Here is a 23,665-nt window from a genome sequence, read left to right on the forward strand (position 1 = left end):
CGTGTTACTCCGTCGCGTAGTTCGCCGGTGCGGCGGCGCGCTGATCGCGGATGCGCTGCGCGGCGAGCAGGGCCGCGGCCACGATCGGCTGATAGCCCGTGCAGCGGCACAAGTTGCCCGTGATCGCTTCGCGGATGTCGGCTTCGCTCGGCGAATCCGTTTCGTTCAGCAGTTCGGTCAGCGTCATCAGCATGCCGGGCGTGCAGAAGCCGCATTGGAGCGCGTGCGTTTCGGTGAAGGCTTTTTGCAGTTCGTTGAGCGTACCGTCCGCGTGGGCGAGCCCTTCCACGGTGGTGAGCGTGCGGCCGTTCACTTGCGCGGCGAGCGTGAGGCAGGCGCGCGCGGTACGGCCTTCGATCAGCACGGTGCAGGCGCCGCACACGCCGTGTTCGCAGCCGTAGTGCGTGCCGGTAAGTTCGAGGTCGTGACGCAGGAAGTCACCGAGCATGCGGCGCGATTCGACTTCGCGCTCGTAAGCGGTGCCGTTGACGACGACTCTGACGGTACGAGTCTCCATGTCCATCTCCTTAGTCACTCTTTTTACGATTGTCTTGCGACACGCGAGAACGCCCGTTTCAGCGCTCTTTCGGTCAGGACGCCGGCGAGATGCTGGCGGTAGTCGGTGCTCACATGCGCGTCGGTCATGACGTCGAGCGCGCGGGCGGCGTCGCTCGCGACGGTGAGCGCGTCTTCGTTCATCGGACGGCCGTGCAGCGCGCTTTCGACGTCGTGCATGCGCACGGGGCCGGGCGCGACGCCGCAGATCGTCAGCGAAAGGCGGTCCATGTTCCCGCGCGCATCGGCGGTGCAGAGCGCCGCGACGCCGACGATGGCGTAATCGCCATGACGCCGCGCGAATTCTTCGAACGCGTAGCCGTGGCCTTCGGGCCAGATGTCGAGCGAGATGCCGGCGAGCAGTTCGCCTTCTTCGAGCGCGGGCGTCATGTACATCAGCGCCCAGTCGGCCATCGGCAGTTCGCGGTGCGTGACCGCGCCGTCTTCATAGCGCGCGATCGTCAGCACGCCGTCGAGCGCCGCGGTGAAGCACGGCTGCTCGGACGACGGATCGAGCTGGCACAGGCTGCCGCCGAGCGTGCCGCGATTGCGGATCTGCTTGTGGCTCACGAGCTGATACGCCTCGCGGATCAGCGGCGCGCGCTTCGTGACGAGCGGCGACAGTTCGATGTCGCGCTGCCGCGCCATCGCGCCGATATGCAGGCGGCCGTTCCGCTCCTCGATGCGCGTCAAAGCCTCGACGCCGTTCAGGTCGATCAGATGACTCGTCATCAGATAACGGAAGTTCATCATCGGCATCAACGACTGGCCGCCGGCGAGCACGCGCGCATCGTCGAGCGTGCCGAGCAATTGCGCGGCCTCGTCGACGGTGGTCGGCGCGTGATACTGAAATTCACTGGGTTTCATGGGTGCTCCACGGATGCGACGGCCGCTTCGTCAGTGCTGTTGCCCGGGCCGGAAAATCCGGGCGAAGAAGTTTCGGATCGACTGCCACATCGCCTTGCGCATCAGCGCGCCGGCATTGAGCGGGGCGACCGGCGCGGGGGCGGCCGGCACGCGGCGCGGTTCGGCGGGCGGCACCGGTGCGGACGTTCCGGCTGCGTCGTGCGGTGCGGCGGCGTTCGGGGCATCGGCGCCGACGAGCGTGTGCGTCGGCGCTTCGGCGCGCGCCGCATCCGCTTCGATGAGCGCGGTCAGATTCTTGGCGAACTGGTTGAGCAACTGCTGCGAGAGCGCTTCGATCATCCCCGCGCCGCGGCCATACTGCGCGACCGTGCCCGAGAGATTGACCTCCGAGACGACGTCGACTTTTGTCTTGCCACCGCCGGCTTCGGAGACGGCGGCGTTGATCTGCGCATCGGCGCCGCCGCGGCCTTTGGTATCGGTGCCGCTCGCCGACACGACGACCGTGCGGTTGGCGTCGTTCTGATCGGCGATCTTGAATTTGCCCGCGAACTTCAGCGTGAGCGGACCGAGCTTGACGGTGAAGCCGCCCTTGTAGCTGCCGTCGGGCTGCTGTTCCTTGAGCTCCGCGCCCGGAAAGCACGGCGCGGAACGCTCGATGTCGGTCATCGTCTTCCAGACGTCGGCGGGTTGCGCATCGACGGTGAACGACGAACGGATGGTGATTGCCATGCTGCCTCCTCGGAGCGGCCGCCCCATGCGGGCGTCGCTCCACTTATTGAGTTGATACTGAGCCGCGCGGCTCGGTCTTACTGCGCGATGTCCGTCAGGAACCCGTCGAACACGGGCGCAAAGGTCTCGCGCATGTCGAACGCGCCGAAATGCGCCGCGCCCGGGATCACGGCGAAGCGGCCTGCGGGCAGCGCGTCGGCGATTTTTTGCGATACCGCTGGAGGAATGCTCGCGTCGGCGTCGCCGGCCACGACGAGCGCGGGCGTGCGCACGTCGTGCAGCTCGGCGAGATTGTCGAGGCGGGAAATCGCTTCCCAGTTCGCGCTCCAGCTGAACCAGTCGTCGGCAGCGAGGCGCGCGCGGCACTTCGCGACGAGATCGGGGCGCGGCGTGTCCGTCGCGAACCAGCGCGCGATAGTGTCGTCGATGACTTCCGGCATCGCGCCCTCACGGCTCGTGTCGCCGCGCGCTCGAATGCGCGGACGAACGTCGTCGGGGAAACCGCCAGCCGTCGCGCAGAGAATCATCGCGCCGACGAGATCGGGGAACTGGATCGCCACGCGCTGAGCGACCATGCCGCCCATCGATACGCCGATCAGCGTGGCGTTGGCGATGCGCTCCTTGTGCAGCACGGCGGCGACGTCGGCGGCATGATCGGCGAGCGTGATCGTCGAGGTGACTGCGCTCGAGTCGCCGTGACCGCGCATGTCGATGGCGAGCACGTCGTAAGACGCGGCCCAGGTTTCGAGATATTCGTCCCACCAGCTTCGATCGACGCCAATCGGATGAAGCAGCACCAGCGGCGGTCGGCCCGTCCCGCGCCGCGAGTACGCGATACGGCCGGCTGGAATTTCGCAGTAACTTAACTGTGACATGACATGTGCGGGGAAAGCGGGGAAGACGTGCGCGCCCGACGATCGAACGCGCGAAACGGCAACGACGCGCGGGCGCTGGCCCGCGAGCCACCGGCGCGGCACATGCCCGGCGCCGCTCAGGCGGCCTTCGCTCTGAGTTCCAGAATCACCGCCTTCGCGCGGCGCAGCGCTTCCGCCGCGACCGGAATGCCCGCGTACACGCCTGCCTGCAGCAGCACTTCGGCGATTTCCTCTTCGGTCACGCCGTTGTTCACCGCGCCGCGCGTATGCACTTCGAATTCGTGCCAGCGGCCGAGCGAGGCGAGCATCGCGAGGTTCAGCATGCTGCGCGTCGAGCGCGTGAGGCCGGGGCGGTTCCAAACGTTGCCCCAGCAGAAATCCTCGGTGAATTCGAGAAACACGGCGTCGAACAAGTGAGGCTCGGCGTTGCGCTGAGTGTGCGCCGTGCCGAGCACTTCCTTGCGGATCGTTGCCCCGATAGCCCTGCGTTCAGATGACGTGATGTCTTGCATGAAAACCTCTTGGGTGCAGTGGTTTGGACGGTTGTACGATTGTATAATCGCAGACAGTATGAACACGCGCCGAGGCGGTGTCAATATGATTGTATTACGACCTTTGAATAAGAGAGGGTGCTCGAATGTCAGATACGCCAACGTCGGTCAAGGACGGAGTGGGTACGAACAGGCAAGTTGTGCGACCGGCGGCCACGTTGCGGCAGCAGGTCATCGACGGGTTGCGCTCCTGCATCAGCGACATGACGTTCAAGCCGGGCGACCGGCTCATCGAGCGTGAACTCTGCGAAATGCTGGGCGTGAGCCGCACGCTGATTCGCGAGGCGCTGAGCCAGCTGGTGGCCGAAGGGCTAGTGCAGACGATTCCGCACAAAGGCCCGATCGTCGCCGTCATCACGAAGAATGAGGCGAAGGGACTGTATGAAGTGCGCGCCGCGCTGGAGGCGCTGGCCGGGCATCAGTTCACGGAGCGGGCGTCGAACGATCAGCGAGTCGCACTGATGCAGGCGCTGAAGGAACTCGCCGCCCTGCGGAACATGACGTCCGACGATGGCATCCTGTTGTTTCTCAAGCAGAAAGCGAAGTTTTACGACGTCATCCTCGAAGGCGCGGGCAATCCTGTGCTGACGGAAATGCTTCGCCTCGTGCACACGCGCGTGATGATGCTGCGCGCCACGACGCTTTCGCAGGAAGGCCGCCTCGCCGAGAGCTACAACGAGATTTCGGCGATCGTCGACGCGGTCATGCGCAACGACGCCGATCAGGCCGCCGCGGCCTGCAAGCGGCATGTCCAGCAAGCCGAGCGTCTCGCCGTCGAAGTCCTCGCGGACATCAACTGATTTAGTCTTCTGCCCGCCCCCGATGTGCGCCGCGCATCGGGGCGGCTGTCCCGCCTTACTCCCGGTTTTTCTCCCTTCGCGCAGCTTTCGGCCAGTCAAGGCGATATCAATCGCGCCGACAATATTCCGTATTGCAATCACATTGTATTACGGCATATACTCCGGGCAACGCATCGCTGTGTGCCGAAAAGGCCGCACCATGTGCGTCCGGTCGTTAAAACGATAGAAGACCAGGAGACAGCAGGGATGGACACTTCGCAGGAGGTTGGCGAGCGTGTGGCGGCATCGGCCGCGGCGCCGACATTCCGGCTATCGCGCTATCAGTGGCTGACGCTGATTTCCGCGTTCCTCGGCTGGATGTTCGATTCGATGGACCTGAATCTCTTCACGCTCGTGCTCGTGCCGAGCGTGAGCCAGCTGATGCACACCACGGACGCGGCGCAGATCAGCAAGATCGGCAGTTACATCATCGCCGGCAAGCTGCTGACGTGGGGCATCGCCGGCGTGTTGTTCGGCGTGGCCGCCGACCGGCTCGGTCGCTCGCGCGTCATGGCGTGGACCATCCTGATCTATGCCACCTTCACACTGCTGAGCGCGTTCGCGCAGACTTGGACGCAGCTCGCGGCCGCGCAGGCCATGGCCGGCTTCGGCATCGGCGGCGAATGGGCGGCCGGCGCCGCGCTCGTCGCCGAGTCGTGGCCGGAGCGGTATCGCGCCCGCGCCATGCAGATCATGCAGATGGCCTTCGCGTTCGGATTTCTCGCCGCGGCGCTCGACAATCTGCTGCTCGGCAGCTTGGGCTGGCGCTGGGTGCTCGGCATGGGCGCGGCGCCCGCGCTCGTCACGATCCTCATCCGGTTCTTCGTGCCGGAGCCGCAGCGCTGGGTCAAGGTGCGGGCGAGCGTGGACGCCGAGCCAGCCATGCGGACCTTCGCCGCGATCTTCGCGCCGGGCCTGCGCCGCAAGACGATCGTGGGCGTGCTCGTCGCGTCGGCGGCGATGCTGGGCTGCTGGGGCGGACTCACGTTTCTTCCGAGCTGGATTCATCAGTTGTCGGCGGCGGCGTCGGCGCAGCGCGACGTCGGCTCGACGGTGAGCTACGCGTTCATTCTGATGATGATCGGCGCCACGCTCGGCTATCTCACGCTCATCTGGATGCTCGACGCGCTCGGGCGGCGGATGTCGTACTTCATCTTCTCGGTCGGTTCGCTCGCCATTTCGCTCGTGCTGTTCATGACGGTGCACGACATCGGCGGCGTGCTGTGGCTGATGCCCTTGTACGGCTACTTCGTGATCGGCGCGTTCGGCACTTTCGCCGCCTATTTGCCCGAGCTTTTTCCGACGCGCGTTCGCGCGACCGGCCAGGGCTTCTGCTGGAACATGGCGCGTGCGCTGACCAGCATCGGACCGCTTGCCGGCAATGTGGTCGTCGCGAAGTTCGGCTCGTTCCCGGCGGCGTCGGCGGCGGTCTCGCTGCTGTTCGTCGTCGGAATGGTGTCGATCTGGCTCGGTCCCGAAACCAAAGGCGTTCCGCTCGACGACTGATTCGCCTCAATCCAATGCAAACGACCCCGAGTTCAGATATGTCGAAGCCAGGCGTCTCGAGCCAGAGCGCGGTCAGCGAGCGCGTTTTCGATGTCGGCATCAACGAACGCCTGCCGCTTTCGCAACTGACCGTGCTCGGCGTGCAGAACGTGTTCGGCATGACGGGCATGTTCGTGTTTCCCGGCATTCTCGGCCGCGCGTTTCATCTGCCCGATGCGCAGATCGCGTATCTCTATGGCATGACGTTCATCGCGTGCGGGATCATCACGATTCTGCAGTCGGTGTGCCTGCTGCGATTGCCGATTGCGCAAGGTCCGTATGCGGGCAGCTTCGGCGCGCTGCTGACTGTCGGGCATATGCAGGCGGGCGGGCTCGGCACTGCCTTCGGATCGTTTTTCGCCGCGTCGCTGATCTGGTGTCTGCTCACGGTGCCGATTCGCGGGCGCAGCGTGGCGGGCCTCTTCGCACGCCATCTGCGCGTGCCGATCATCTCCGGGATGATCGTAATGCTGATCATGGTGCAGATCGCAAGCGTCGCGCTGCCGACGTGGATTGGCAACCGCGCGAGTCCTGGTTTTCCGGGCGTGAACCTGTTCGCGGGCGGCGTGGCGGTATGCGGCATCGTGTTCGCGATGCTGTGGGGCGGCCGCTGGACACGCCGCGTCTCCATCCTGCTCGGCCTTGCGCTCGGCACGCTCGCCTACACGCTGTTCCAGCCGATTTCGTTCGCCGCGGTGGCCGCCGCGCCGCTCGTCGTCTTGCCGCGCGTCTTTCCGTTCGGTTTCGGCGTGCGTCCCGACTTCGTCGCCGTGTTTCTGCTCGTGCTGATTCCCGCCGGGATGGGCTCGATGGCGCTGTACCAGACGGTTGCGGACTGGGGCGACGAAACGCTCACGCCGGGCCGGACGTCCGAAGGACTTTTCGGGGTCGCGCTCGGTTCGGTTGTCGCGGCGACACTGGGCGGCTTCAGCACGATCGCGTACCCAGACAACATCGGCATTCTGCGCGCGACGCGCGTCGGGTCGCGTTTCGTGACGCTGACGGCGGGCATCTTCCTGATCGTGCTCGGCGGTTGCGTCAAGTTCGACATGCTGCTCGTCGTCGTGCCGATTCCCGTGATCTCGGCTGCCGCGACGTTGCTCTTCGGCGTCGTCTTCATGCACGGTGTGCATATTCTGGCGAAGGTCGAGTGGGACGACCGCAAGCTGATCGCGACGGGACTCTCTTTTCTGATCGGCCTTGGCGGACTCTTCGTCTCGCCGGACGTCATGCACGCGATGCCGCTGATGCTCCAGCTCGTGCTTCAGCAGCCGGTGATCTCGGGCGGCCTCACGCTCGTCGTGCTGCACACGTTGCTGTGCTCGTCGCCGCGGACATCCACACCGCCATCCGTCGCGGCCACGCCTACGCGGCATTGAGCATCGAAGTGAAGTGAATAATTCGTGCGTATGCATCGATTAGTACGCCGAATTGACGACCAACACGAGGATGGGCGATGACATCGCCCATCCTCGCTGCACAAATTGAACGATGTCAACTGGAGGAGGAATGGTGAGAAGTGGAATGAGACGGTCGCTGACCGCATTGACGTTGGTTGGGCTGTCGAGCGGCGCCGCGTACGGACAAAACAGCGTCACGCTGTACGGCTCGCTGGACGGCGGTCTGCGCAATCTGGTGAACGGCACCAAGGCAGGCGGCGCAGCACTGACGATGGCCTCGAACGGGATGTACAAATCGAACCGCTGGGGCTTTGTCGGCACGGAAGACCTGGGCGGCGGATACTACGTTCGCTTCAACCTGGAGGCGGGCTACGTTCTCTCGACCGGCGCGAACAGCAGCACGACCAATCAGCTGTTCCAGCGCAATTCGACGATCGGCGTCGGCGGGGCTTTCGGACGGGTCGATATCGGCCATCAGTTCACCTTGCAGCACAGGCTGATCAAGGAGTTCGAGCCGTTCGATCTCGACTATCTCTCCGTCACCGAAGCCGCGGCGATCTCGGGCGGCACGAGCGGACGGGACGACAACGCGATCTACTATCACGGCGACTTCGGTCCGTGGACGGCGCGCGCGGACTACGCGCCGGGCGGCGTGCCCGGCAGTCTCGCCAGCGGTTCGATGATTGCGGGCGGTTTCAATTACCACACGCAGCGCTTCAATGTCGGCGCGGGCTATACGCGCCGCTCCACGCCGGTTCCGTCGACGTCCAGTGCATATTTCGGAAACGATCAATACACGGCGGGCGGCGGCGTGACGTTCGGGCCCGTCGAAGTCATGGGCGGCTATTCGCTCATGATGCAAGCCGTTCCGTCCACGATGGCGGGAAAGACACGCAATCAGTACATTTGGGGCGGAGTGCGCTATCACGCGGGACCGTTCTTCAATGTGACGGCCGCTTATTACGACAACAAGAATACGACCAATGGCCTGAGCGGCAGAAAGGATGTATCGATTCTGGGTGTCACATATTCGCTCTCGAAGCGCACGTTGCTTTACGCTGATATTGACTACACGCATTTCACGGGCGGCTACGCGACCAATGCGACGCTGAACCCTTCTTTGCACGAGAAGCAGACGGGCCTCTCATTCGGTATGAATCACTGGTTTTGACAGATTCGGACGGCTGACAAGGCTGAGGCGTTGATGGCTGGGGAGACGTAACTAGTCATCAACACTGAGGTCATTAACGAGGTCACGCTTGCTTTGACGGGAACATGGGCCTTACGTGGTCGTGTCGCACGCGATGATTTGCTGCCCGCCGCAAGCGAGCCATTATCGCGTATACATTGGACGCGGAGGTCGTCTCGATCGTTGGTGTCTTCTACGCGGCCAAGATTACGAAGCGGCGCTCAATCCTGATGAGGACCAATGAAACAGCTTGCTAAGGCGATCGCCCGGCTGCGTCTGCATCGGACCTACTGTTCAGTTTACATAAATCTATTTATCGCATGATTCTGTAACCAGCTAACTAAGTCGTCTTCGGCGTGCGTTTCCCGTGAAACTAATAAGGGTACGCCCCTCATTGTCACGAGCAGATGGTGTTCGCTAGCGTTTCTAACCGAAAAATCGTTGGGGTCGTACCTAAGGCGCCCGAACGTCTACCACGTGGTAGCAAATGGTTATTGACCATCTAGTCCCGACTTTCATGGGCGCACTGCAGCGTCGCCCCGAACGGGCCGGAGCGTTGCGCTTGATCACCGCTTTTTGTGGTTCCCTCCCACCGCGTTAGCCCTCAGCGCGGATCGCGCGATGCTGGTATTTGCGCGCGAGAAATTCTACTCTACGCGTGATAATACGACTTATCACGCATGAAATCATGTCCGCCGCTGCGTAGGGAGGGCGGCGGAGCCTCGGGTGCGTGCCATTTCGGACTGGAACAGGGCCCATCTGCCCCCACAGTCCAGCAGGATCACCCTTCGGGCACCTTGGTTGGCGTGATGTCGGGAAAGCTTGTTGATTAGCTCCCGAGATCGCCTTCCGGGCCGGCAGGGCACAAACCAACTTGAGACGGAACTTGGGCAAGATGTGGAGGCCTACGCGCCCCGCGCGCATGTGCGGCTCGGGCAATCGGCGAGCGGCGAGGGGGAGCTGATCGCAAGCGGATCATGTGGTCTATAATGAAGGATCAATTGATCCCTGTGGAGGTTACCATGCTGTTGGTCTCGCCGGAACAGATCGCAGCCGTGATGGCACTGCCTCGCGTCCCGCACTCGTTGGCCGAGCTCGAGGCGCAGGTCCGTGAGGGCCTCCCAAAGTCCGCGCTCCGAGAAGGCGTCGAGCACGCGACGCGCAGCGCCGAGGAACGGCGCGCCTTGCTCGCGCGCATCGTGCCGGAGGCGACCTTCAAACGTCGACGCGACAAGCTCAGTCCCGACGAGTCTGAGAAGACGGAGCGGCTCGCACGAATCGTCGCAACCGCGCGTTATGTATGGGACGACGAGGGTGATGCGCGTGAGTTTCTAAATACGATGCACCCGTTGCTCGAAGGGCGCACGCCGGTGGAGGTCGCCTTGAGCGAGCTCGGCGCGCGCCGCGTCGAGGAACTGTTGTGGAAGCTGTTCTATGGGCTGCCGGCATGACCTCCTACATGGAAGTCGTTGAGGTGTCAGCCTGATGCGGATTTTTAGAATTGCGGATCGGCGTCATCCGGTGTGGAGTGGCACTGGGGCGATGCTGGTTGGTGGCCGCTTCAATAGCCCCGGCCGTCCAGTCATTTACGGCGCGCTGAATTTCGCGGGGGCGATGCTCGAGGTGCTGGTGCACGCGCGGATCGGTAAGGTACCCAAGCACCACGTATGGGTCGAAGTCGAGGTCCCGAAGGACCTGACGATCGAGCGCGTCGGCGTCGAAGACTTGTCAGCGGGCTGGGATGCGCCTGATGCGAAGGTCGCGCGCCTTTTCGGCGACAAGTGGATCGAGGAGGGAAGATCGGCGGTGCTGGTGGTCCCGTCGGTCGTGGCGCGAGCGGAATGTAATGCCGTGGTCAACCCGGCACATCCGGATGCCGGACGTTTAGTCGTCTCGGCGCCCCAGCCTGTCGTGTGGGACCAGAGGCTATTCGCTCGCGGACCGGACGTGTCGCCCGAATAAGTTGAGCCGTGTCGCGCCACAGAGGAAGACCGCTACCAAGAAGATCGTGTTCCGACGTCTATGGGCTTGAGGAATTAGCGAACCTCAGCAACAGTGACAACCAAGAATTTTTTGGCGGCGGTCGTCGGATCGTTGCCCTGGCAAGACGCATCACGCGCGACGCGAACGGTGACTCGAGAAGCGCCGCGTTTAGGACGGCCCTCGACTCGTCAAAGCAGAACTGCTTGTTGCAACAATTCGAGTGCTTTCATTTCGTCCAACCGTCCTGTGCGCGCCTTGCCGGCGAGCGTCTTCAAAAGAGCCTCTGCTATCGGTGCTATCCCGTCAAGACCGTCCAGGCGGGTTTGCAACGTGGAGATGGCGGGCGCGGCGGTTCGCGGGCGTGCAGCCCGGGCGAGCGGTGACTCCGCCGGTCGAGCAACGGCGTCCGCAACTTTGCTTTCGTCTGCGTCAACACGCTCGTCGGCGGGAGCGGCGACTGCCTCGTTGAGTTCATTTTCCTCACGACCAATCACGCCGCCTTGCCCGCCCGGCGCATCGGTCGGCGATGCCGCAGCTTGCGCATCGCTCGAAGTGCTCGACAGGACCACGTCGCTCTGGCTTGCGGGAGCGGCTGCGTCGCGCGTGTCGTGGTTCGGCGCGGCGGCGGATGTTGGCAGCGCGAGACTGTGCCCACGGGCGCGTGATGCAGGTGCGAGAAGCAGCACCACCGACTCAGGGATGTCGGTATCCGAACGAGGCGTGTCTAGCCAGCCTTCGGGAAGACCCAGCCGTTCGGTGAAGCGCTGTGCTTCAACGTCATCCATGCGCTTTTTGCCGTGCAGCCGATGAGCCATATTCGATCCGGTCAATCCCATGACTGCGCCGAGCTTCACCTTGGAGCCGTTGCGTCCGGTGAGGACGTGAAGGTTGGCCCGCCTGATCCCCTCGACTGTGGCCGCGCCGTCCAAGTGGGCTCGTTCTCGCTGTGCCGCTTGACGCGACCCGTTCTGGTTGGAGGCACCTCCAACGATAGATGGTCGGCCGCCTGCGTGCTTAGGGGTCTCAGCTGACCGGGCCTTAGTCGCGGCAGGCGCGCCCTTCGAACTCTTCGATCGCATTTTTGCTTCCTCGGACAAACTGCTCGCAGGCAGTGACGGCTTTTGATTATTCGGGAGCAGGGAGGTCTCTTCAACGTCGCCTTCATCGCTAGCCTCGTCTACGCGCACGAATTCGAGCGGCGACTTCAGGCGAGCGATCACCTCCGGTGCAAGTGCAGGATGATGTTGGTCGAAAAAGCCGGAAGGCAGCCGGAGCGCAGTTTCCATGTGGAAGGCGGTCTCGGGCGTGAAACGTTCGCCCCGCAGAAGTTCTGCTATCCGCGTCAAGCTGGAATCTAGCCCTAACGCAATATTCTCCGCGCCGACGGCATCGACGAGAAACTTCAACGAACGAGTTTTAATAATGGACGCTTGCGCGGGTGCGCTATCACTCGCTTTAAAGGGCGGTTGGACCCGTCCAGTGCGACTCGAGCTAGCCGGATGTTGAGGTTGGCGCCGATTGTTGGACTTGCCGCGATATCCCGCATTTGGCCCGCGGGGTTGACTCATGGTGGAACTCCGATGCAATGCGTGAGTTTCAACGCTCAGGTTATATCGGCGATCGTTGTTACCGAACGGTTGTCGCTGAAAGCGTCGGTTGCTGCTTCAATTCAATATGCTTAGATCAAGCCGACAGTCAGCGTTCGGCAGGCGGCTGTGACTCGTGTGACTACCGGAGCGCAATCGCCGCTGGTGGAATAAATTCACTTCAATGGGCGGCGGACATCAACGGCGAACTGCGCCCGCTCGCGGCAAAGCGCTCGAGCTTCTCCCGCGCTTCGAGATGAACGTATCGGGGCGCACCCGCTAGTTGACGATCTGCCTCTTGCAAGACCGCCTGGAACAGAGGCAGCTCGGCCGCATCGACTGTCCATATTCTCTCCGTTTCCGCCCGCTGCAGGCAGCGCTCCAGAGCCGCTTCGGCGCGCCCATAGATGATGACGTCCGTCTCCCCGTAGCCCGCATCTTGCACGAAATAGGTGACGTAGACCAATTCGATCAACCCGTTGACCAGATACGCAGATCCAGCGCCGGCGCGACAGGCTGCGAAAGTCAAATGGTTGGACAACGCAACGGTCCGCGCCGCTGATAGCGGCAGAGGCAGCAACATCTCTTTACTGAGGCGTTTGCGCGACGGCGAACGAGACACTTGCGAGCGAGGGTTGCGATAAGACATGCTGCAATAAGAGAACGAAAGGGGTCCGCGTTCAATGGGTACCCCGGAATGATAGCAGGCCGCAGGAGCCGACACTGTGGCGCGCGCCTCGCTGCACGCGCATCAGTCGGCCACTCCTTCGGCGAGGTTGAGCGACGGCGAGCGAGGTGGCCGCACGGCGGCCGCGAAAACTGTCAGATTTACGGCCATTAAGGCGTTCTAAGAAGCGGTCAACGGCGCGTGAACGCGCTAGCGAGCATGGCTGGGCGAGGACTGGCCCGCGACTTAAAAGAGCTGGCTATCCAACGGTAGCAGATTGACCAATTTCACCGCAGTGCGGCGCTCGGCTCCATCCGCATGGACGGACCGGATCATGACGCGTTGGCCGCGGGCCTCGCCCAGCACCTCGACAATTCGTTCTCGATAACGAGCCAACGTGCCGCGCGGTGGTTTGCACGTAGTGGGACGGTTGGTCGTCGAGCGAGACATAGGCATATCGCGGCAGAGGCGTTGTCCCATTATGCAACGTTGCGGGCTTCACCGCGACGCATTTTTTCCACTTCCACATGCGAGATGCGTACTGCGGCTCGTGTCGCCGGGACCATGACCGGGGCGCTTCTCACGTCTACGCCAGGTCACATCTATTCGACTTCGTCAGTTCCGCTAGAGGCAACGACTTCCTGCTTCTTGCTGTCAATCAGCGCCCTCATACGTTCCCAAGTCTGCACGCTTAGCGTCTGCTACGAGTTCCTTGAGTGCTTCAATGCCAGCGTCAGTGAAGGCGGTGATCGAGATCACCTCGTCGGGCGGCACGTCAAGGTCATCTATGACGCCCAAGCAGCCGTCCTCCGGTTCGAGGTTCATATTGGCCAGTTCTTCAAGCCATTCCTCCGGTTCATTAAGCATCTTGGCTACGCATGAGATGGTGTAGACGTGAGATGGGGCCGACATTGCATGCTCCAGTTTTGTGAACCGCGAGATTCAGCCGGAGATGGCGACTGTAATCAACGTGCGCATCGCTCTCGAATGCGACGCCACCCGTTGCGAGCCTGGATCGCATCCGCAAGGATGGCCATATATTCGTCATGGTCGACGCGCTCATCCGGAGGCAACCCGTATTCTTGGTGGCGGCTCAGGGCCGCTTGCCGTGCGGCTTCCCCGGGAGCTGACACGAGTATCTGACTGTATGCTTCACAAGCATAGGCGAACATCTCCCGCTTACCAAAGGCGATGTCGAGCGGATTCGGACAGTTCCGGCGTTCTGCCAGCCCTATCGCCGCGCGGCGGCAGTTGTGCAGCACATGGGCGGCTTCATGCACGACGTAGTCAGCGAAGGGATCGGTATCGCGAAAGTAGGTCAGCGAGACATAGCAAGTAGTGTCCTGGCTCATGCCGACAACGCGAGCGGACACCTCACGAGGCGGAATAGCACCCAGACTGTCCAAATAGATGTTCGCCAGTTTCCACGCGGTAGATAGCCACCTCTCGCTGGTCAGTACCTGTACGATGTTGCTCGGCGTGAGAAAGACGATGCCTCCTACGAGTGTGCGGAGAACGACCTCCCGTTCGATAGCGGCAAAAAGGCCATACACCATGGGCTTGAGCTTGTCGCGAAGCCACGGCTCTATCGGCTCTGGCATCGAGCTCGGATGGTCCAAATCCTTCGCGCAGAGCAGAGTGTCAGCGATGAGCGCAGCGCGCAACTGCTGTGTAGCGCGCGATGCAGTGTCAGTGACAGTCTCTCCTGGCCAGCCCACGAAAAAGCTGTCGTAGTTTCCAGTCTTTAGATAGTGCTGAACCTGCAGTTCTATCCATCTTGCCGAGCCGACCGTGGGACTGGCCACTTAAAGCTCCCATGGGTTTCGCGCAACGCCGCCACGTGCGCGCCGAACAGCGATATGACATTGCCGGGGCAGTGGGCATAGACACGACAGGATAGAGACGGACAGTGCCAACATCGTGGCAGTCAACTTACGACCGTTACCGTGATATTTGCAGCGGCCGATCCAGCACTAAGCTAAGGGTATCAGGACGCGATCGGCGCGTCAGCAACGATGGTGATAAAGCTCGCTTGTCGGCCATTGCCGACGTTTGTTGATGGCGCGCGGGACGGCTGTTCAACTCTCGGCACCGGCCGTTCATACCACCGCCAACTCGACCGGCGGTTCGCCATTGAACAACAGGCGGATTTGAGGCCCGTGAGCGACAACCAGATTTGCGGTTCTGTCGATCCTGTCGTGAAACGTGTTCCACGCGTCAGCGAAGACATCGGTGCGTCAAAGAGTTAGATCAGGTCGTGGACCGCGCAAGGCTGCATCTTAACCGGTGACGAATTTGACACCGAGTTGCTGTCAGCTGTGGCGGTATTCGCTGGGGCGTCGTATGAGGGAGGAATTGGCTTTCCGAATCCCGAGCGGCCAAGGACCAATCGCGGCTTGCTGTTTATCCGATGCTTAAACTGCTACAATGCTGTCGTTGTATTCTTTACCTAAAAAAGAAAAACCGGCTGGGCCAAAGCGATGACTGTTGACACTGGATCGGCCGAGATAAATCTCATCAACCGAGAAGCCGGGGATAAGACCAAGGGCTTTAGGTTCCAAAAACTGCGGGCAGCAGTCCGTTTTCTACAATGTGCTGATGCAAACCGAGATGGACAGGTTCTCTGCGCGATGGAGTTGCTTGAGGACTCGGTTCTGTACGATAGCAATAGCCCTGCACTAGTAAATGGTGAAGAAAATAAGCTTTATACCTCAGGGCTGAGTCTAAACGCATCGGCGATCAAGAACACGTTGGTGGCGTTTCTCGATCTTTACTTCGCCTATTCCCGAAGCCCGGAGCTTAGGTTAGCAGTGTTTGCGTCAGCGGACCACCTGGCTCAAGAACGGATTTCCGCGGAACAACGGAAGGCGCTTGGCTATGAAGAGAAGCAGAAAACCTACGATATTTTAAGAAAGCTGGTTGCTAAAGACGCATTAAGCGACGAAGAGCTTGCGATCGCTCGGGCGATTGTAAAGAAAGAATATTGCGACCAGTACAAAGGAAAAACGGAAAAAGGTTTTCGCGCGCTTGTCGAGGAAATGTCAAGCGGGGAGTTTAAGGCTTTCTTAAGTGCAATTGACTGGTCTATCTCAAATGAGACGAACGAAAGCCTGGAGCAGCAGGCCCTAGAACAGGTCAAGGGATGCCGTTTTTATAGTCACAGACACGAGAACCTTGAAAAGCCGATTCTCGCATGCTTGCTTGATGAGCTCGAGAAACGATCAGGGAGACCAGGCGTCACCGACCGTTTATTAACCACTGATACCCTAAAGCTCATTTTTCAAGAGATGCTCCTTGCCGCTCCGATTATCGAGCGTCCAATCGACCCTGCCTCGGAGGGTTGGGATGACATTAAGAGAAATGATTTGCGCAACCTAGAAGAGAAAATCCGCTCTGTCTGTCCCGGCGTCACCGATTCCATGCTAGGCGTGCTGGCAAGGCGGTGCAGCTTGGCTCGTAAAGTAGAACCTGGTGGAGATAGGGAAATGAAGGCGGTGCTGCGCCGTGTCTTAGACGTATGCGAAGAGGAATTAATGGGTATTGTCCTTTCGCCCGAGATGTCTAGTGCTGATATTATACAGATCATCGATACTCTTGCCTCAGCATCTGAGCTAAATTATGCGCATCTACGACAAGCGTTTCGCTACAGGGCTCGAGACAAGGCGGCTTTGAAAGGGGCGGTTCTGACTCTCTTCGACGATTGTTACCTAGCATTTGATCAAAAATAACATGGAGAGATCGAGCAAACGGCCGCTGTATTTCATCTCCGGAGAGGATTTCTATTTCCTCGCGTACTCCATTTTACTGGTACTTGAGTTTCTCGGTGGAGCGAACAAACGATTTCAGGACCATCGGAAAATTACATATCTGATGCAGTTCCTAAGCGACGAGCGCCTCATCGGTATCCTTGAAAGAACACAACACAAAAGGGTAGCTAATCCAGCCGACAGAGAACTTTTGTTCGCCAGTTTCACGAGCGCTGAGTTGCACAAACGAGAAGTTTACAAGATCCTGCTTTCGTTGGCGCAGCGTGGTTATGTCATGGTGGAGCGAACTAAGACCGCCGAGATTCTGGACATCAGACTGAACAGTGGAAGCATCCCGCTTAATTTCTTCGAGTCCAGTGAGTTTGAGAGAGAGCGTGGGAACGCAGACAAGTTAAAGAAGTCGATTCCGAAGATCTCGATCCTGTCGTTCGACACGCTTTTAGAGCGCCTTTACAAAGATAGGGGTATACAAGTATGGGCCGCTTAAGTATTCACAAGGTCGAATATCTCGGTGACAAGTATTTTTTCGAGTCTCCTGAGCTAGACTCCCGACTTTCTATTATTGAAGGACCGAACGGTTCTGGAAAGTCAACATTCTTCAATCTGATCTACTATGGTCTCGGCGGGAGAGTCGAAGAATTCGACCCTTCCTCTCGCGAGGTTCACGCCGAAGTGATGGGCGACACCAACAATCTGGTTCGCCTGGTGATTGGCGTGGATGGAGAATTGTTTACGCTGACCCGTCTCATTCGGGACAACAGCATCACAATCTTCAAGCCAAGTACAGAACTGGACGGAGTGGTCGCTCCACTTCAGTCTGAAACGTTGCCCTTGGCGCGGCGCGGTGACTCGCGGACGTTTTCGGACTGGTTGCTTGAGCACTTGAACATTCCCGTCGTCGATATTTTCCAAGGCGGGAAACAGTTCAAACTCAGTTTTACCGATCTAGCGCGCCTGATTTATTACAATCAAAGTCCGGACGCAAACGGGATATACAAGCCCGCTGACAACACTGGATATGTGTCCGATTCGTTAGAGATTCGCCGAGCGATCTTTCAGATTCTTGTGGGGAAGACGCTACTTGAGCTCTACGAAGCCATAGGTATCCAGAAGATCGCTGAGCGAGACGCGCAGGCCGCGAAGGCAGTGCACGATGAATATCAAGATATAGTGAACCATTTGCTACACGCCAGTGGGCTTAAGGGTATTCAGAACACCAAAGCGCTCAACGACGAGATGGAAGCCTTTGAGCGCCAAATCGCGCAATTGCTTGAAACACGGAAGGCGTTTTCGAGAGGCGAAATCGGAGATGAGGAGGCACGGAGATCGCTGCAGGTGGAGCTTCAGAGGGTTCGGGATATGGAGCTTCGCCGGAGGGAGATCGACGAAAAACATGAGCAGCTCGTGCAAGAAGCGGGACAACTTCTTGACGTTGAGCGCTCACTGCAAGCTGACATACAGCGCATCAACAAAGTTATTTACGCACACAATCAACTGAACCTGTTTTCTGCTGATACGTGTCCGTACTGCCTAAGTAGCGTCTTACGTTCACCCGGGCATTGCGTTTGCGGATGCGCAATTGATGAGCGTGACTATCAGCGATTCTTTTATAGCCCAGCAGAGTATCTCGAGATTCTTAAGAGTAAATCGAAGACACTTGAGACCTTGCACGTGGCGATCAAGTCCATTCAAGGTGAGTCAGCGCAATTGAGGCTTGAGCGCGACGGACTCTTAAAGGATCTATCCGAAAGGCGCGAACGCATAACAGTTGCTAAAGCATATCCAGACACTGTGGATGCCGCGATGGAAGAGCTGGATGCCCGATTGCTCGAAGTTCGCGAAAGGCTCGCAAAGGCCCAAGAAGCATTTCGACTAGAGACTAAGCTTGATGCTATGGCGAAGCGGCACGCAGCGAAGAAGAGGGACTACTCTTTGGCAAAAGCGAACGTAGAGCGACTGGACGGGGAGTCAAAAGTAGAGCTTCAACAACAAGTAGACCTATTCAATCGTGTCTACAACGACCTGATGACAACGGTGGTTCGGGAATGCCGGACAGCATCTATCGACTCTCAGATGTATCTTCCGTTTATAAACGGCGGCCAATATCGTGAATTCAGCGCCAGTGTCCCAAAGCGGTTCCTTTATTACTTGACGCTGCTACAGCTTTCTCTGATGTCGGATATTCCATTTCCGCGGTTGCTTCTGGTAGATACGCCAGAGACGAACGGAATCGACATCGACGGCCTGCTCAAGATGCTAAGGCAGATTGAGACGCTGGAAAATCCAAAAAATCGAGACTTTCAAATTCTTTTCTCAACAGGCGTCGGAAAGTATCCGCCCGAGTTCGATAAGAACGTAGTGCTTCGACTGACCGACGAGGACCGCCTCCTGAAGGAACGGAGTGCTGTTTAACGCGGAAGGAATTTACCGTCGCTTCAATGTGGCGAACCTGACAACAATGGCGTAAACGTGAAAAGCACCTCTAGCGCGAAGAAGACTCCGAAGAAACGAATAGTCAAAAATACGAATCGTGTCAATTTCCCCGCAGACGTCGTGAAGCAAATTGCATACGAAGCCCATTTATTCTGCTCGAATCCAAAATGTTGCCGCTTCACGTCATACCTCACAACCCACGGGAGTGCTAGGGCCATCGCCGAGGCGGCGCACATTAACGCCGCCAGCGGAGGCGGGCCGCGAGCTCACGTTGGTATATCAGACCAACATTTACGCTCGGCCGCGAACGGGATCTGGCTGTGCAAAATTTGTCACACTCAAATTGACCAGGATCCGGACCGCTACCCCGAAGCTACTCTTCTTCGGTGGAAGCGCGAGCATTCCGCGTTCGTTAGGGAGCTTGTCGGCAAAGACTTCGACGTGGTTCACTTCGAGTTGTACGCGCGAAGCCGGAACACAGCACAATGCATTAGTTTTCTTACATTTATTGAAAACCGACGAGTCTTCTTCGAGGCGCTTGATGCCGAGTTTCCTGAGCAGGTCCTTCAATCACTCACAGACGTGCGCACCAGGATAGGCGAAGCTCGCGCGTCTATGTCGAAGGGTACTCTTGCTTTGAAGAATCTAAACGGGATGGGCAAGGCGATTCGCACCTTTCTGACCGCTGCTCCTGATCTTCAAAACCTGAAATGCGACGCGAGCGATGCGACGTTCAACACCTTCATGTCGGGCCTTCAAAGACTCCGTACAACTCTGCTGCCTATGGTGGTCGAGATAGCGAAGGACGTTGATCATGAGCTCAGCGACGAGTTGATAAACGAAGCGCATAGGCTTAGCGGCGTTCGAGATCAGTGAAGTGTGAAGGAGCAGAGGCGGAGCTGTAAATCTCGATTGCAACTTGACCATGGCTGGGAAATCCGCGGAGCTCGTCGTAATGGCGACCGATCCCGATACTTTCATTTGCGACGCAAGGAAAGGCACTGAAGACCGGAAGGCTCAAATAAGTCGGGAACGAAAGCACGCCGTCTTCGTCCCTGCAAAAAGTGGCTGCAAGGTCCGCAGCCGGCGGCACTGCGGAACTCAAAGTGAGTCTCGGCGAACGTCGGCAACGGCCGATCTGCCGGCGGGGGCGTCGGAGGGTCCCTACCAGCACCAGCCGTTCGGCTGCGCTTCCAGCCGGAAAGTCAAATGACCGATCCGGTCCTGAAGCACCGTCGGTCGGCGAATGTCATTTGCGTCGAGCACGACGACGACGCCCTGAATCTCTTACTCACGAGAACGCCCGCGGAAAAGGCCATGCAGCTTACCTCAACGATCGCCGGGACGGTTTTTTGGACTCGCTTGCGAGACTGATGCCCTCTTCATTACCGAGTGCGCGAGCGTGCGAGTCGGATGAAAAACACATCGTAGGAACACCTTTCAAAAAAACCCCTATTGTCCCTTTTTTGAGCCGACGTTGTATCGCTTCAATGCATCGTTCCACCTGCTTGCCACTCCAGAAAGAGAGTTTATGAAATCTTCATGTCGGCAAGCCTTAAATTTTTTAAGTATCTGCCGATAAATAGCGGTGATGCTATGCCGGTACTCCGTCGCCGCCCGAACAATTGGCCGACGGAGCGTCGCTACAGGTGCAGAGCACGTAAGAAACGATCGAAAAAGGAGAACGGGTTTGGCTTTCATTCTTTACCTTATCGTTGGGCTTATGCTTCTCGGCCTGGCGATCAAATTGATACATGCGAGCGCGAAAGCGATCTGGGTCGTGCTTCAGATTGGCATTGCCCTTGTCGTAGGAATTCCAGTCGGCCTCGCATATGCCGCGGAGCGCGCGCTGCGCTCGATACGATGCCGTTTTGCCGGTAGCCTTGCTGCGCCGCTCGTCTTTGGTCTGGTCACAATGGTCCACCTTGGCACTCTCTCCGAACAGCCAGACAACCCGGCTATTCAAATTACCACAGCGACGTTCGGTGCCTCGGCGCTCCTTTCGCTCCTAATGCTGGTGACGCATCGCCGACGTTTCGCAGCACAAAAGCTGGCAGAACCTTCGTCCTTTTTTCAGCAGCAAGACATCACATTCTTCCGAGTGTATTTCTCGGCCTTCTTCCTTGATTCGCTCGCTGCGTTATTCATAAGCGGCCCGATCATGAGGTTGTCCATCTACTTCTGGTTCGTCGGCTACGCCTACCTGTCGTTCGCTGTGCTCGCACAGATCTACTTGGTTCTTACCGAACACCGTATGTGTTCCCGGATAAAGCGTGTCCACATTGCGTTCACCGGTTGCAACAAGATCAACGGCCCTGCATTCCTAGCGCAACTTATCAAGAGCCGCGGAATCTCGAAAGCCAGAAACGAGGCGATTTATCAAAGTGTGGTGGTAAAGCTCCTTTCCGAAGGTAGGATCGTCGAGATGCAACTCGGCGGAACCACTTGGTTCTTCGGTGCTGAGTGGTTTAAGCGTGAGAGCGCGGCCGTCGACAATTACATCGCCTCATTGGACCGCCATTCATACGACGCCGCCCAACGATTGGTTCAGACCCATCTCTCGTTGAATACGGAAGAAGCCGCCGACTACATTGATCAGCACCTTCCCTCGGCAACTGTCTACGCGTTCCCAGAGGGGCCATACATCGTTCATCAGCTGCACGCGCGGCTGGTTAGAACCTGCGCGAGTTGCGGCACCGCGACGAGCGCTAACGATGATCAATTTCGCAACGGCGATTGGTTCTGCACGGAAATTTGCCGAGAAACTGAGGTCATTTGCGAGACAATCCACGCCACCCCGACTGAAAGATTCTATGCTGACGCGGCTACGACCGGCCTCGTCCTCGTTGCGGGCGGACAGGCATGGAATGACAACCATCGTTTTCTTGCGGCCGACGGACAGGGGCATGGGGTTGCCGCCGAACGTGCAAACCACATGGCTGATTGGCTACTTGGCAAAAGCGCGACGCTCCTCGGTGACGATAACGCCAAAGATGGCGCAGACCGCATGGTCAACGGCCGCTTGATCCAGACAAAGTATTACAACACCGCGCAGGGGAGCGTCGATTCGGCGTTTGCCGCTGACACCAACGCCTACCGCTATGTCGATCACAAGACTGGCGCCCTGATGCAATTGGAGGTGCCGAAAGATCAGTATCCGGCGGCTGTGAAAGCCTTACAAAAGAAGATCGACAGCGGCAAAGTGCCAAACGTGCCACAAGGAACGAAAGCCGAGGACTTATTGGTTGAAGGCCACGTCACGTATGAGCAAGCTCGAAATATCGTTAAGTTCGGCACGTTCGAGTCACTTGCCTTTGATGCCTACGAGGGCGCCATCGTAGGGCTCGGCGCTGGCGGCATCAGCTTTGGTGTCACAGCTTGCATCTTCTATCTGAATACGAAGGATGCGAAGCAAGCAGCGCGTGTCGCTGCAGTTCAGGCCGCGCGCACCTTTGGGAAGACTGTTACGGTGTATGTCGGCGCGCAGCAATTGCACCGGCTCGCCGGGGTACAAAACCTGCTGAGCGCGGTTGACGCGAGGAGCTTTTCGCCAGCGGTCGGAAACTTCCTGGAATCTGGCATGGGCGTCACCGGCCGTAACGCGCTTTCGAAGGCTCTTCGCGGAACGATCGTGACTTCGATCGTAGTGATCGCGGTGACAACCGGCCCGGATCTTATACGCATGATCCGTGGACGGATGTCTCAGGCGCAATTCCTCAAAAACCTGGCCGTGGTTTCTTCGAGCGTGGCAGGCGGCGTGATCGGCTCTCTTGTCGGTGGTGCGGCGGGCGCGATGGTCGGGCCCGTCGGAGCCTTCGTCGGCCGTACCCTCGGCGGGATCGCAGGAGGCATGGCCGCCGCGGCGATATCGAGCAAGGTCGCAGGCGCGCTGATGGAAGACGACCGTAAGAAGATGCTCGCAGTGCTTCAATCACACATTGAATACCTCGCGCGCACCTTCATTCTCACGGCGGAGGAGATTGAGGCCGTTCGCGCGAACTTGGATCAGTCGCTTACGTCGAAATCGCTGGAATTGCTCCACGCAGCCCCGAACCGCCGGGCTTTCGCCAACTCGCTGATAAAGCCTGTCGTCGTCACCGCCGTGAAGCAACGCCCGGCCGCTAACTTTACGCTTGACGACGCTCTGTTGGCGTGCGAAGAACTCGCCGCGTAAAAGGAGGAAGTGGGCGGACGGGTTTGTGCTATTGCTGCGTGCGACGTGTCCGCCTCGCCACCCAACACTGGCGTTCAATTTCAAATATCTTTGGCATTACTTTTTCGTCAGCAGTCTACGAGAGTGTTCTAGCGAGAGTCGAGCAACAAATTTCAGATATATCACCATCTACGCGCCTGTACCTACCTTTCTGTTTGCTGCTTTGAGACGTTACTCAATGCGATGATGCGAGAGAAGCTCGGGCAGGATCGTTTGGCTGAACAGGGCATCATCAAAAAGCTTCGTTTTTGCAAACTCGCCGATAAGCTTCAGCAATGGTCGTCCGACGAAACAGTGCTTGATTGAACCCCTTCGCAAACGAAAGCGCACCTTAAGTTATTGGGAAGAGATCGAGAATGTGAGCATGAAGTCGTGACGGTATGATGTGAGTGACCGCGTCAGGCGGATTTGCACCTCCCCTGCGGATCGGACTTGAACATTCACATCTTGGGAATGGATGACGTGC

At 59.0% G+C, this 23,665-nt stretch carries 20 protein-coding genes; 11 read left to right on the top strand and 9 right to left on the bottom strand.

Features of this window, described 5'->3' with window-relative positions:
- Positions 1 to 4: 4 nt before the first annotated feature.
- The 5 genes from NCS02_RS29520 to NCS02_RS29540 form a co-directional block, all read right to left on the bottom strand.
- Complete coding sequence (locus NCS02_RS29520; protein WP_052485833.1) at positions 5 to 517, bottom strand: (2Fe-2S)-binding protein; 513 nt, start codon at positions 515 to 517, stop codon at positions 5 to 7.
- A 23-nt stretch (positions 518 to 540) separates the two neighbouring features.
- The gene (locus NCS02_RS29525) at positions 541 to 1,422 is read right to left on the bottom strand and encodes an FAD binding domain-containing protein (protein ID WP_250523432.1); all 882 of its coding nucleotides are present in this window, start codon (positions 1,420 to 1,422) and stop codon (positions 541 to 543) included.
- 30 nt (positions 1,423 to 1,452) lie between these two features.
- Complete coding sequence (locus NCS02_RS29530) at positions 1,453 to 2,151, bottom strand: SRPBCC family protein (protein ID WP_250523433.1); 699 nt, start codon at positions 2,149 to 2,151, stop codon at positions 1,453 to 1,455.
- Positions 2,152 to 2,228: 77 nt separating this feature from the next.
- Complete coding sequence (locus NCS02_RS29535) at positions 2,229 to 3,026, bottom strand: alpha/beta fold hydrolase (RefSeq protein WP_250523434.1); 798 nt, start codon at positions 3,024 to 3,026, stop codon at positions 2,229 to 2,231.
- A 116-nt stretch (positions 3,027 to 3,142) separates the two neighbouring features.
- Positions 3,143 to 3,538: a carboxymuconolactone decarboxylase family protein gene (locus NCS02_RS29540; protein ID WP_041732523.1), complete on the bottom strand. Its 396-nt coding sequence runs from the start codon at positions 3,536 to 3,538 to the stop codon at positions 3,143 to 3,145.
- Positions 3,539 to 3,663: 125 nt separating this feature from the next.
- Here NCS02_RS29540 and NCS02_RS29545 point away from each other — a divergent pair, with 125 nt between their 5' ends.
- The 6 genes from NCS02_RS29545 (at position 3,664) to NCS02_RS29570 (ending at position 10,512) form a co-directional block, all read left to right on the top strand.
- A complete protein-coding gene (locus NCS02_RS29545) occupies positions 3,664 to 4,377 on the top strand; it encodes a GntR family transcriptional regulator (RefSeq protein ID WP_250523435.1) in 714 nt (237 codons plus the stop codon).
- A gap of 246 nt (positions 4,378 to 4,623) precedes the next feature.
- Positions 4,624 to 5,922, top strand: a complete 1,299-nt coding sequence (locus NCS02_RS29550) for an MFS transporter (RefSeq protein ID WP_250523436.1) — start codon at positions 4,624 to 4,626, stop codon at positions 5,920 to 5,922.
- 38 nt (positions 5,923 to 5,960) lie between these two features.
- A complete protein-coding gene (locus tag NCS02_RS29555) occupies positions 5,961 to 7,340 on the top strand; it encodes a uracil-xanthine permease family protein (RefSeq protein ID WP_250523437.1) in 1,380 nt (459 codons plus the stop codon).
- Between the two features lie 145 nt (positions 7,341 to 7,485).
- Positions 7,486 to 8,532 (top strand): porin, encoded by a 1,047-nt coding sequence (locus tag NCS02_RS29560; RefSeq protein ID WP_250523438.1) that lies wholly within the window; start codon positions 7,486 to 7,488, stop codon positions 8,530 to 8,532.
- A gap of 1,040 nt (positions 8,533 to 9,572) precedes the next feature.
- Positions 9,573 to 10,001 carry an Xre family toxin-antitoxin system antitoxin gene (locus NCS02_RS29565; protein WP_250523439.1) on the top strand — a complete coding sequence of 143 codons (429 nt, stop codon included), beginning with the start codon at positions 9,573 to 9,575 and terminating at the stop codon, positions 9,999 to 10,001.
- A 34-nt stretch (positions 10,002 to 10,035) separates the two neighbouring features.
- Complete coding sequence (locus NCS02_RS29570) at positions 10,036 to 10,512, top strand: RES family NAD+ phosphorylase (protein ID WP_250523440.1); 477 nt, start codon at positions 10,036 to 10,038, stop codon at positions 10,510 to 10,512.
- A gap of 209 nt (positions 10,513 to 10,721) precedes the next feature.
- On the opposite strand, the gene NCS02_RS29575 is transcribed toward NCS02_RS29570, so the two are convergent.
- The 4 genes from NCS02_RS29575 to NCS02_RS29595 form a co-directional block, all read right to left on the bottom strand.
- Positions 10,722 to 12,101 carry a hypothetical protein gene (locus NCS02_RS29575; RefSeq protein WP_250523441.1) on the bottom strand — a complete coding sequence of 460 codons (1,380 nt, stop codon included), beginning with the start codon at positions 12,099 to 12,101 and terminating at the stop codon, positions 10,722 to 10,724.
- 199 nt (positions 12,102 to 12,300) lie between these two features.
- Entirely contained in the window at positions 12,301 to 12,660 is a 360-nt protein-coding gene (locus NCS02_RS29580; protein ID WP_250523442.1) for a hypothetical protein, read from the bottom strand.
- A gap of 780 nt (positions 12,661 to 13,440) precedes the next feature.
- Positions 13,441 to 13,698: a hypothetical protein gene (locus tag NCS02_RS29590; protein WP_250520391.1), complete on the bottom strand. Its 258-nt coding sequence runs from the start codon at positions 13,696 to 13,698 to the stop codon at positions 13,441 to 13,443.
- 53 nt (positions 13,699 to 13,751) lie between these two features.
- Entirely contained in the window at positions 13,752 to 14,591 is an 840-nt protein-coding gene (locus NCS02_RS29595; RefSeq protein WP_250523443.1) for a hypothetical protein, read from the bottom strand.
- A gap of 675 nt (positions 14,592 to 15,266) precedes the next feature.
- Between NCS02_RS29595 and NCS02_RS29600 the strand changes: the two genes are divergently transcribed.
- The 5 genes from NCS02_RS29600 (at position 15,267) to NCS02_RS29620 (ending at position 23,160) form a co-directional block, all read left to right on the top strand.
- Positions 15,267 to 16,514, top strand: a complete 1,248-nt coding sequence (locus tag NCS02_RS29600) for a hypothetical protein (protein WP_250523444.1) — start codon at positions 15,267 to 15,269, stop codon at positions 16,512 to 16,514.
- A 1-nt stretch (position 16,515) separates the two neighbouring features.
- Entirely contained in the window at positions 16,516 to 17,040 is a 525-nt protein-coding gene (locus NCS02_RS29605) for a hypothetical protein (RefSeq protein ID WP_250523445.1), read from the top strand.
- Complete coding sequence (locus NCS02_RS29610) at positions 17,028 to 18,965, top strand: AAA family ATPase (protein WP_250523446.1); 1,938 nt, start codon at positions 17,028 to 17,030, stop codon at positions 18,963 to 18,965. The genes NCS02_RS29605 and NCS02_RS29610 overlap by 13 nt, the downstream gene beginning before the upstream one ends.
- 57 nt (positions 18,966 to 19,022) lie before the next feature.
- A complete protein-coding gene (locus NCS02_RS29615; RefSeq protein WP_250523447.1) occupies positions 19,023 to 19,862 on the top strand; it encodes a DUF6650 family protein in 840 nt (279 codons plus the stop codon).
- Between the two features lie 814 nt (positions 19,863 to 20,676).
- The gene (locus tag NCS02_RS29620; protein WP_250523448.1) at positions 20,677 to 23,160 is read left to right on the top strand and encodes a YeeR family protein; all 2,484 of its coding nucleotides are present in this window, start codon (positions 20,677 to 20,679) and stop codon (positions 23,158 to 23,160) included.
- The last annotated feature ends 505 nt before the right edge of the window (positions 23,161 to 23,665 follow it).

The sequence above is a fragment of the Caballeronia sp. NCF2 genome (assembly GCF_023631205.1).
Taxonomy (GTDB): domain Bacteria; phylum Pseudomonadota; class Gammaproteobacteria; order Burkholderiales; family Burkholderiaceae; genus Caballeronia; species Caballeronia zhejiangensis.

Coding starts and splice junctions, on each gene's coding strand:
- NCS02_RS29520 (WP_052485833.1), bottom strand. CDS start 517: ATGGAGACTCGTACCGTCAGAGTCGTCGTCAACGGCACCGCTTACGAG.
- NCS02_RS29525 (WP_250523432.1), bottom strand. CDS start 1,422: ATGAAACCCAGTGAATTTCAGTATCACGCGCCGACCACCGTCGACGAG.
- NCS02_RS29530 (WP_250523433.1), bottom strand. CDS start 2,151: ATGGCAATCACCATCCGTTCGTCGTTCACCGTCGATGCGCAACCCGCC.
- NCS02_RS29535 (WP_250523434.1), bottom strand. CDS start 3,026: ATGTCACAGTTAAGTTACTGCGAAATTCCAGCCGGCCGTATCGCGTAC.
- NCS02_RS29540 (WP_041732523.1), bottom strand. CDS start 3,538: ATGCAAGACATCACGTCATCTGAACGCAGGGCTATCGGGGCAACGATC.
- NCS02_RS29545 (WP_250523435.1), top strand. CDS start 3,664: ATGTCAGATACGCCAACGTCGGTCAAGGACGGAGTGGGTACGAACAGG.
- NCS02_RS29550 (WP_250523436.1), top strand. CDS start 4,624: ATGGACACTTCGCAGGAGGTTGGCGAGCGTGTGGCGGCATCGGCCGCG.
- NCS02_RS29555 (WP_250523437.1), top strand. CDS start 5,961: ATGTCGAAGCCAGGCGTCTCGAGCCAGAGCGCGGTCAGCGAGCGCGTT.
- NCS02_RS29560 (WP_250523438.1), top strand. CDS start 7,486: ATGAGACGGTCGCTGACCGCATTGACGTTGGTTGGGCTGTCGAGCGGC.
- NCS02_RS29565 (WP_250523439.1), top strand. CDS start 9,573: ATGCTGTTGGTCTCGCCGGAACAGATCGCAGCCGTGATGGCACTGCCT.
- NCS02_RS29570 (WP_250523440.1), top strand. CDS start 10,036: ATGCGGATTTTTAGAATTGCGGATCGGCGTCATCCGGTGTGGAGTGGC.
- NCS02_RS29575 (WP_250523441.1), bottom strand. CDS start 12,101: ATGAGTCAACCCCGCGGGCCAAATGCGGGATATCGCGGCAAGTCCAAC.
- NCS02_RS29590 (WP_250520391.1), bottom strand. CDS start 13,698: ATGTCGGCCCCATCTCACGTCTACACCATCTCATGCGTAGCCAAGATG.
- NCS02_RS29600 (WP_250523444.1), top strand. CDS start 15,267: ATGACTGTTGACACTGGATCGGCCGAGATAAATCTCATCAACCGAGAA.
- NCS02_RS29605 (WP_250523445.1), top strand. CDS start 16,516: ATGGAGAGATCGAGCAAACGGCCGCTGTATTTCATCTCCGGAGAGGAT.
- NCS02_RS29610 (WP_250523446.1), top strand. CDS start 17,028: ATGGGCCGCTTAAGTATTCACAAGGTCGAATATCTCGGTGACAAGTAT.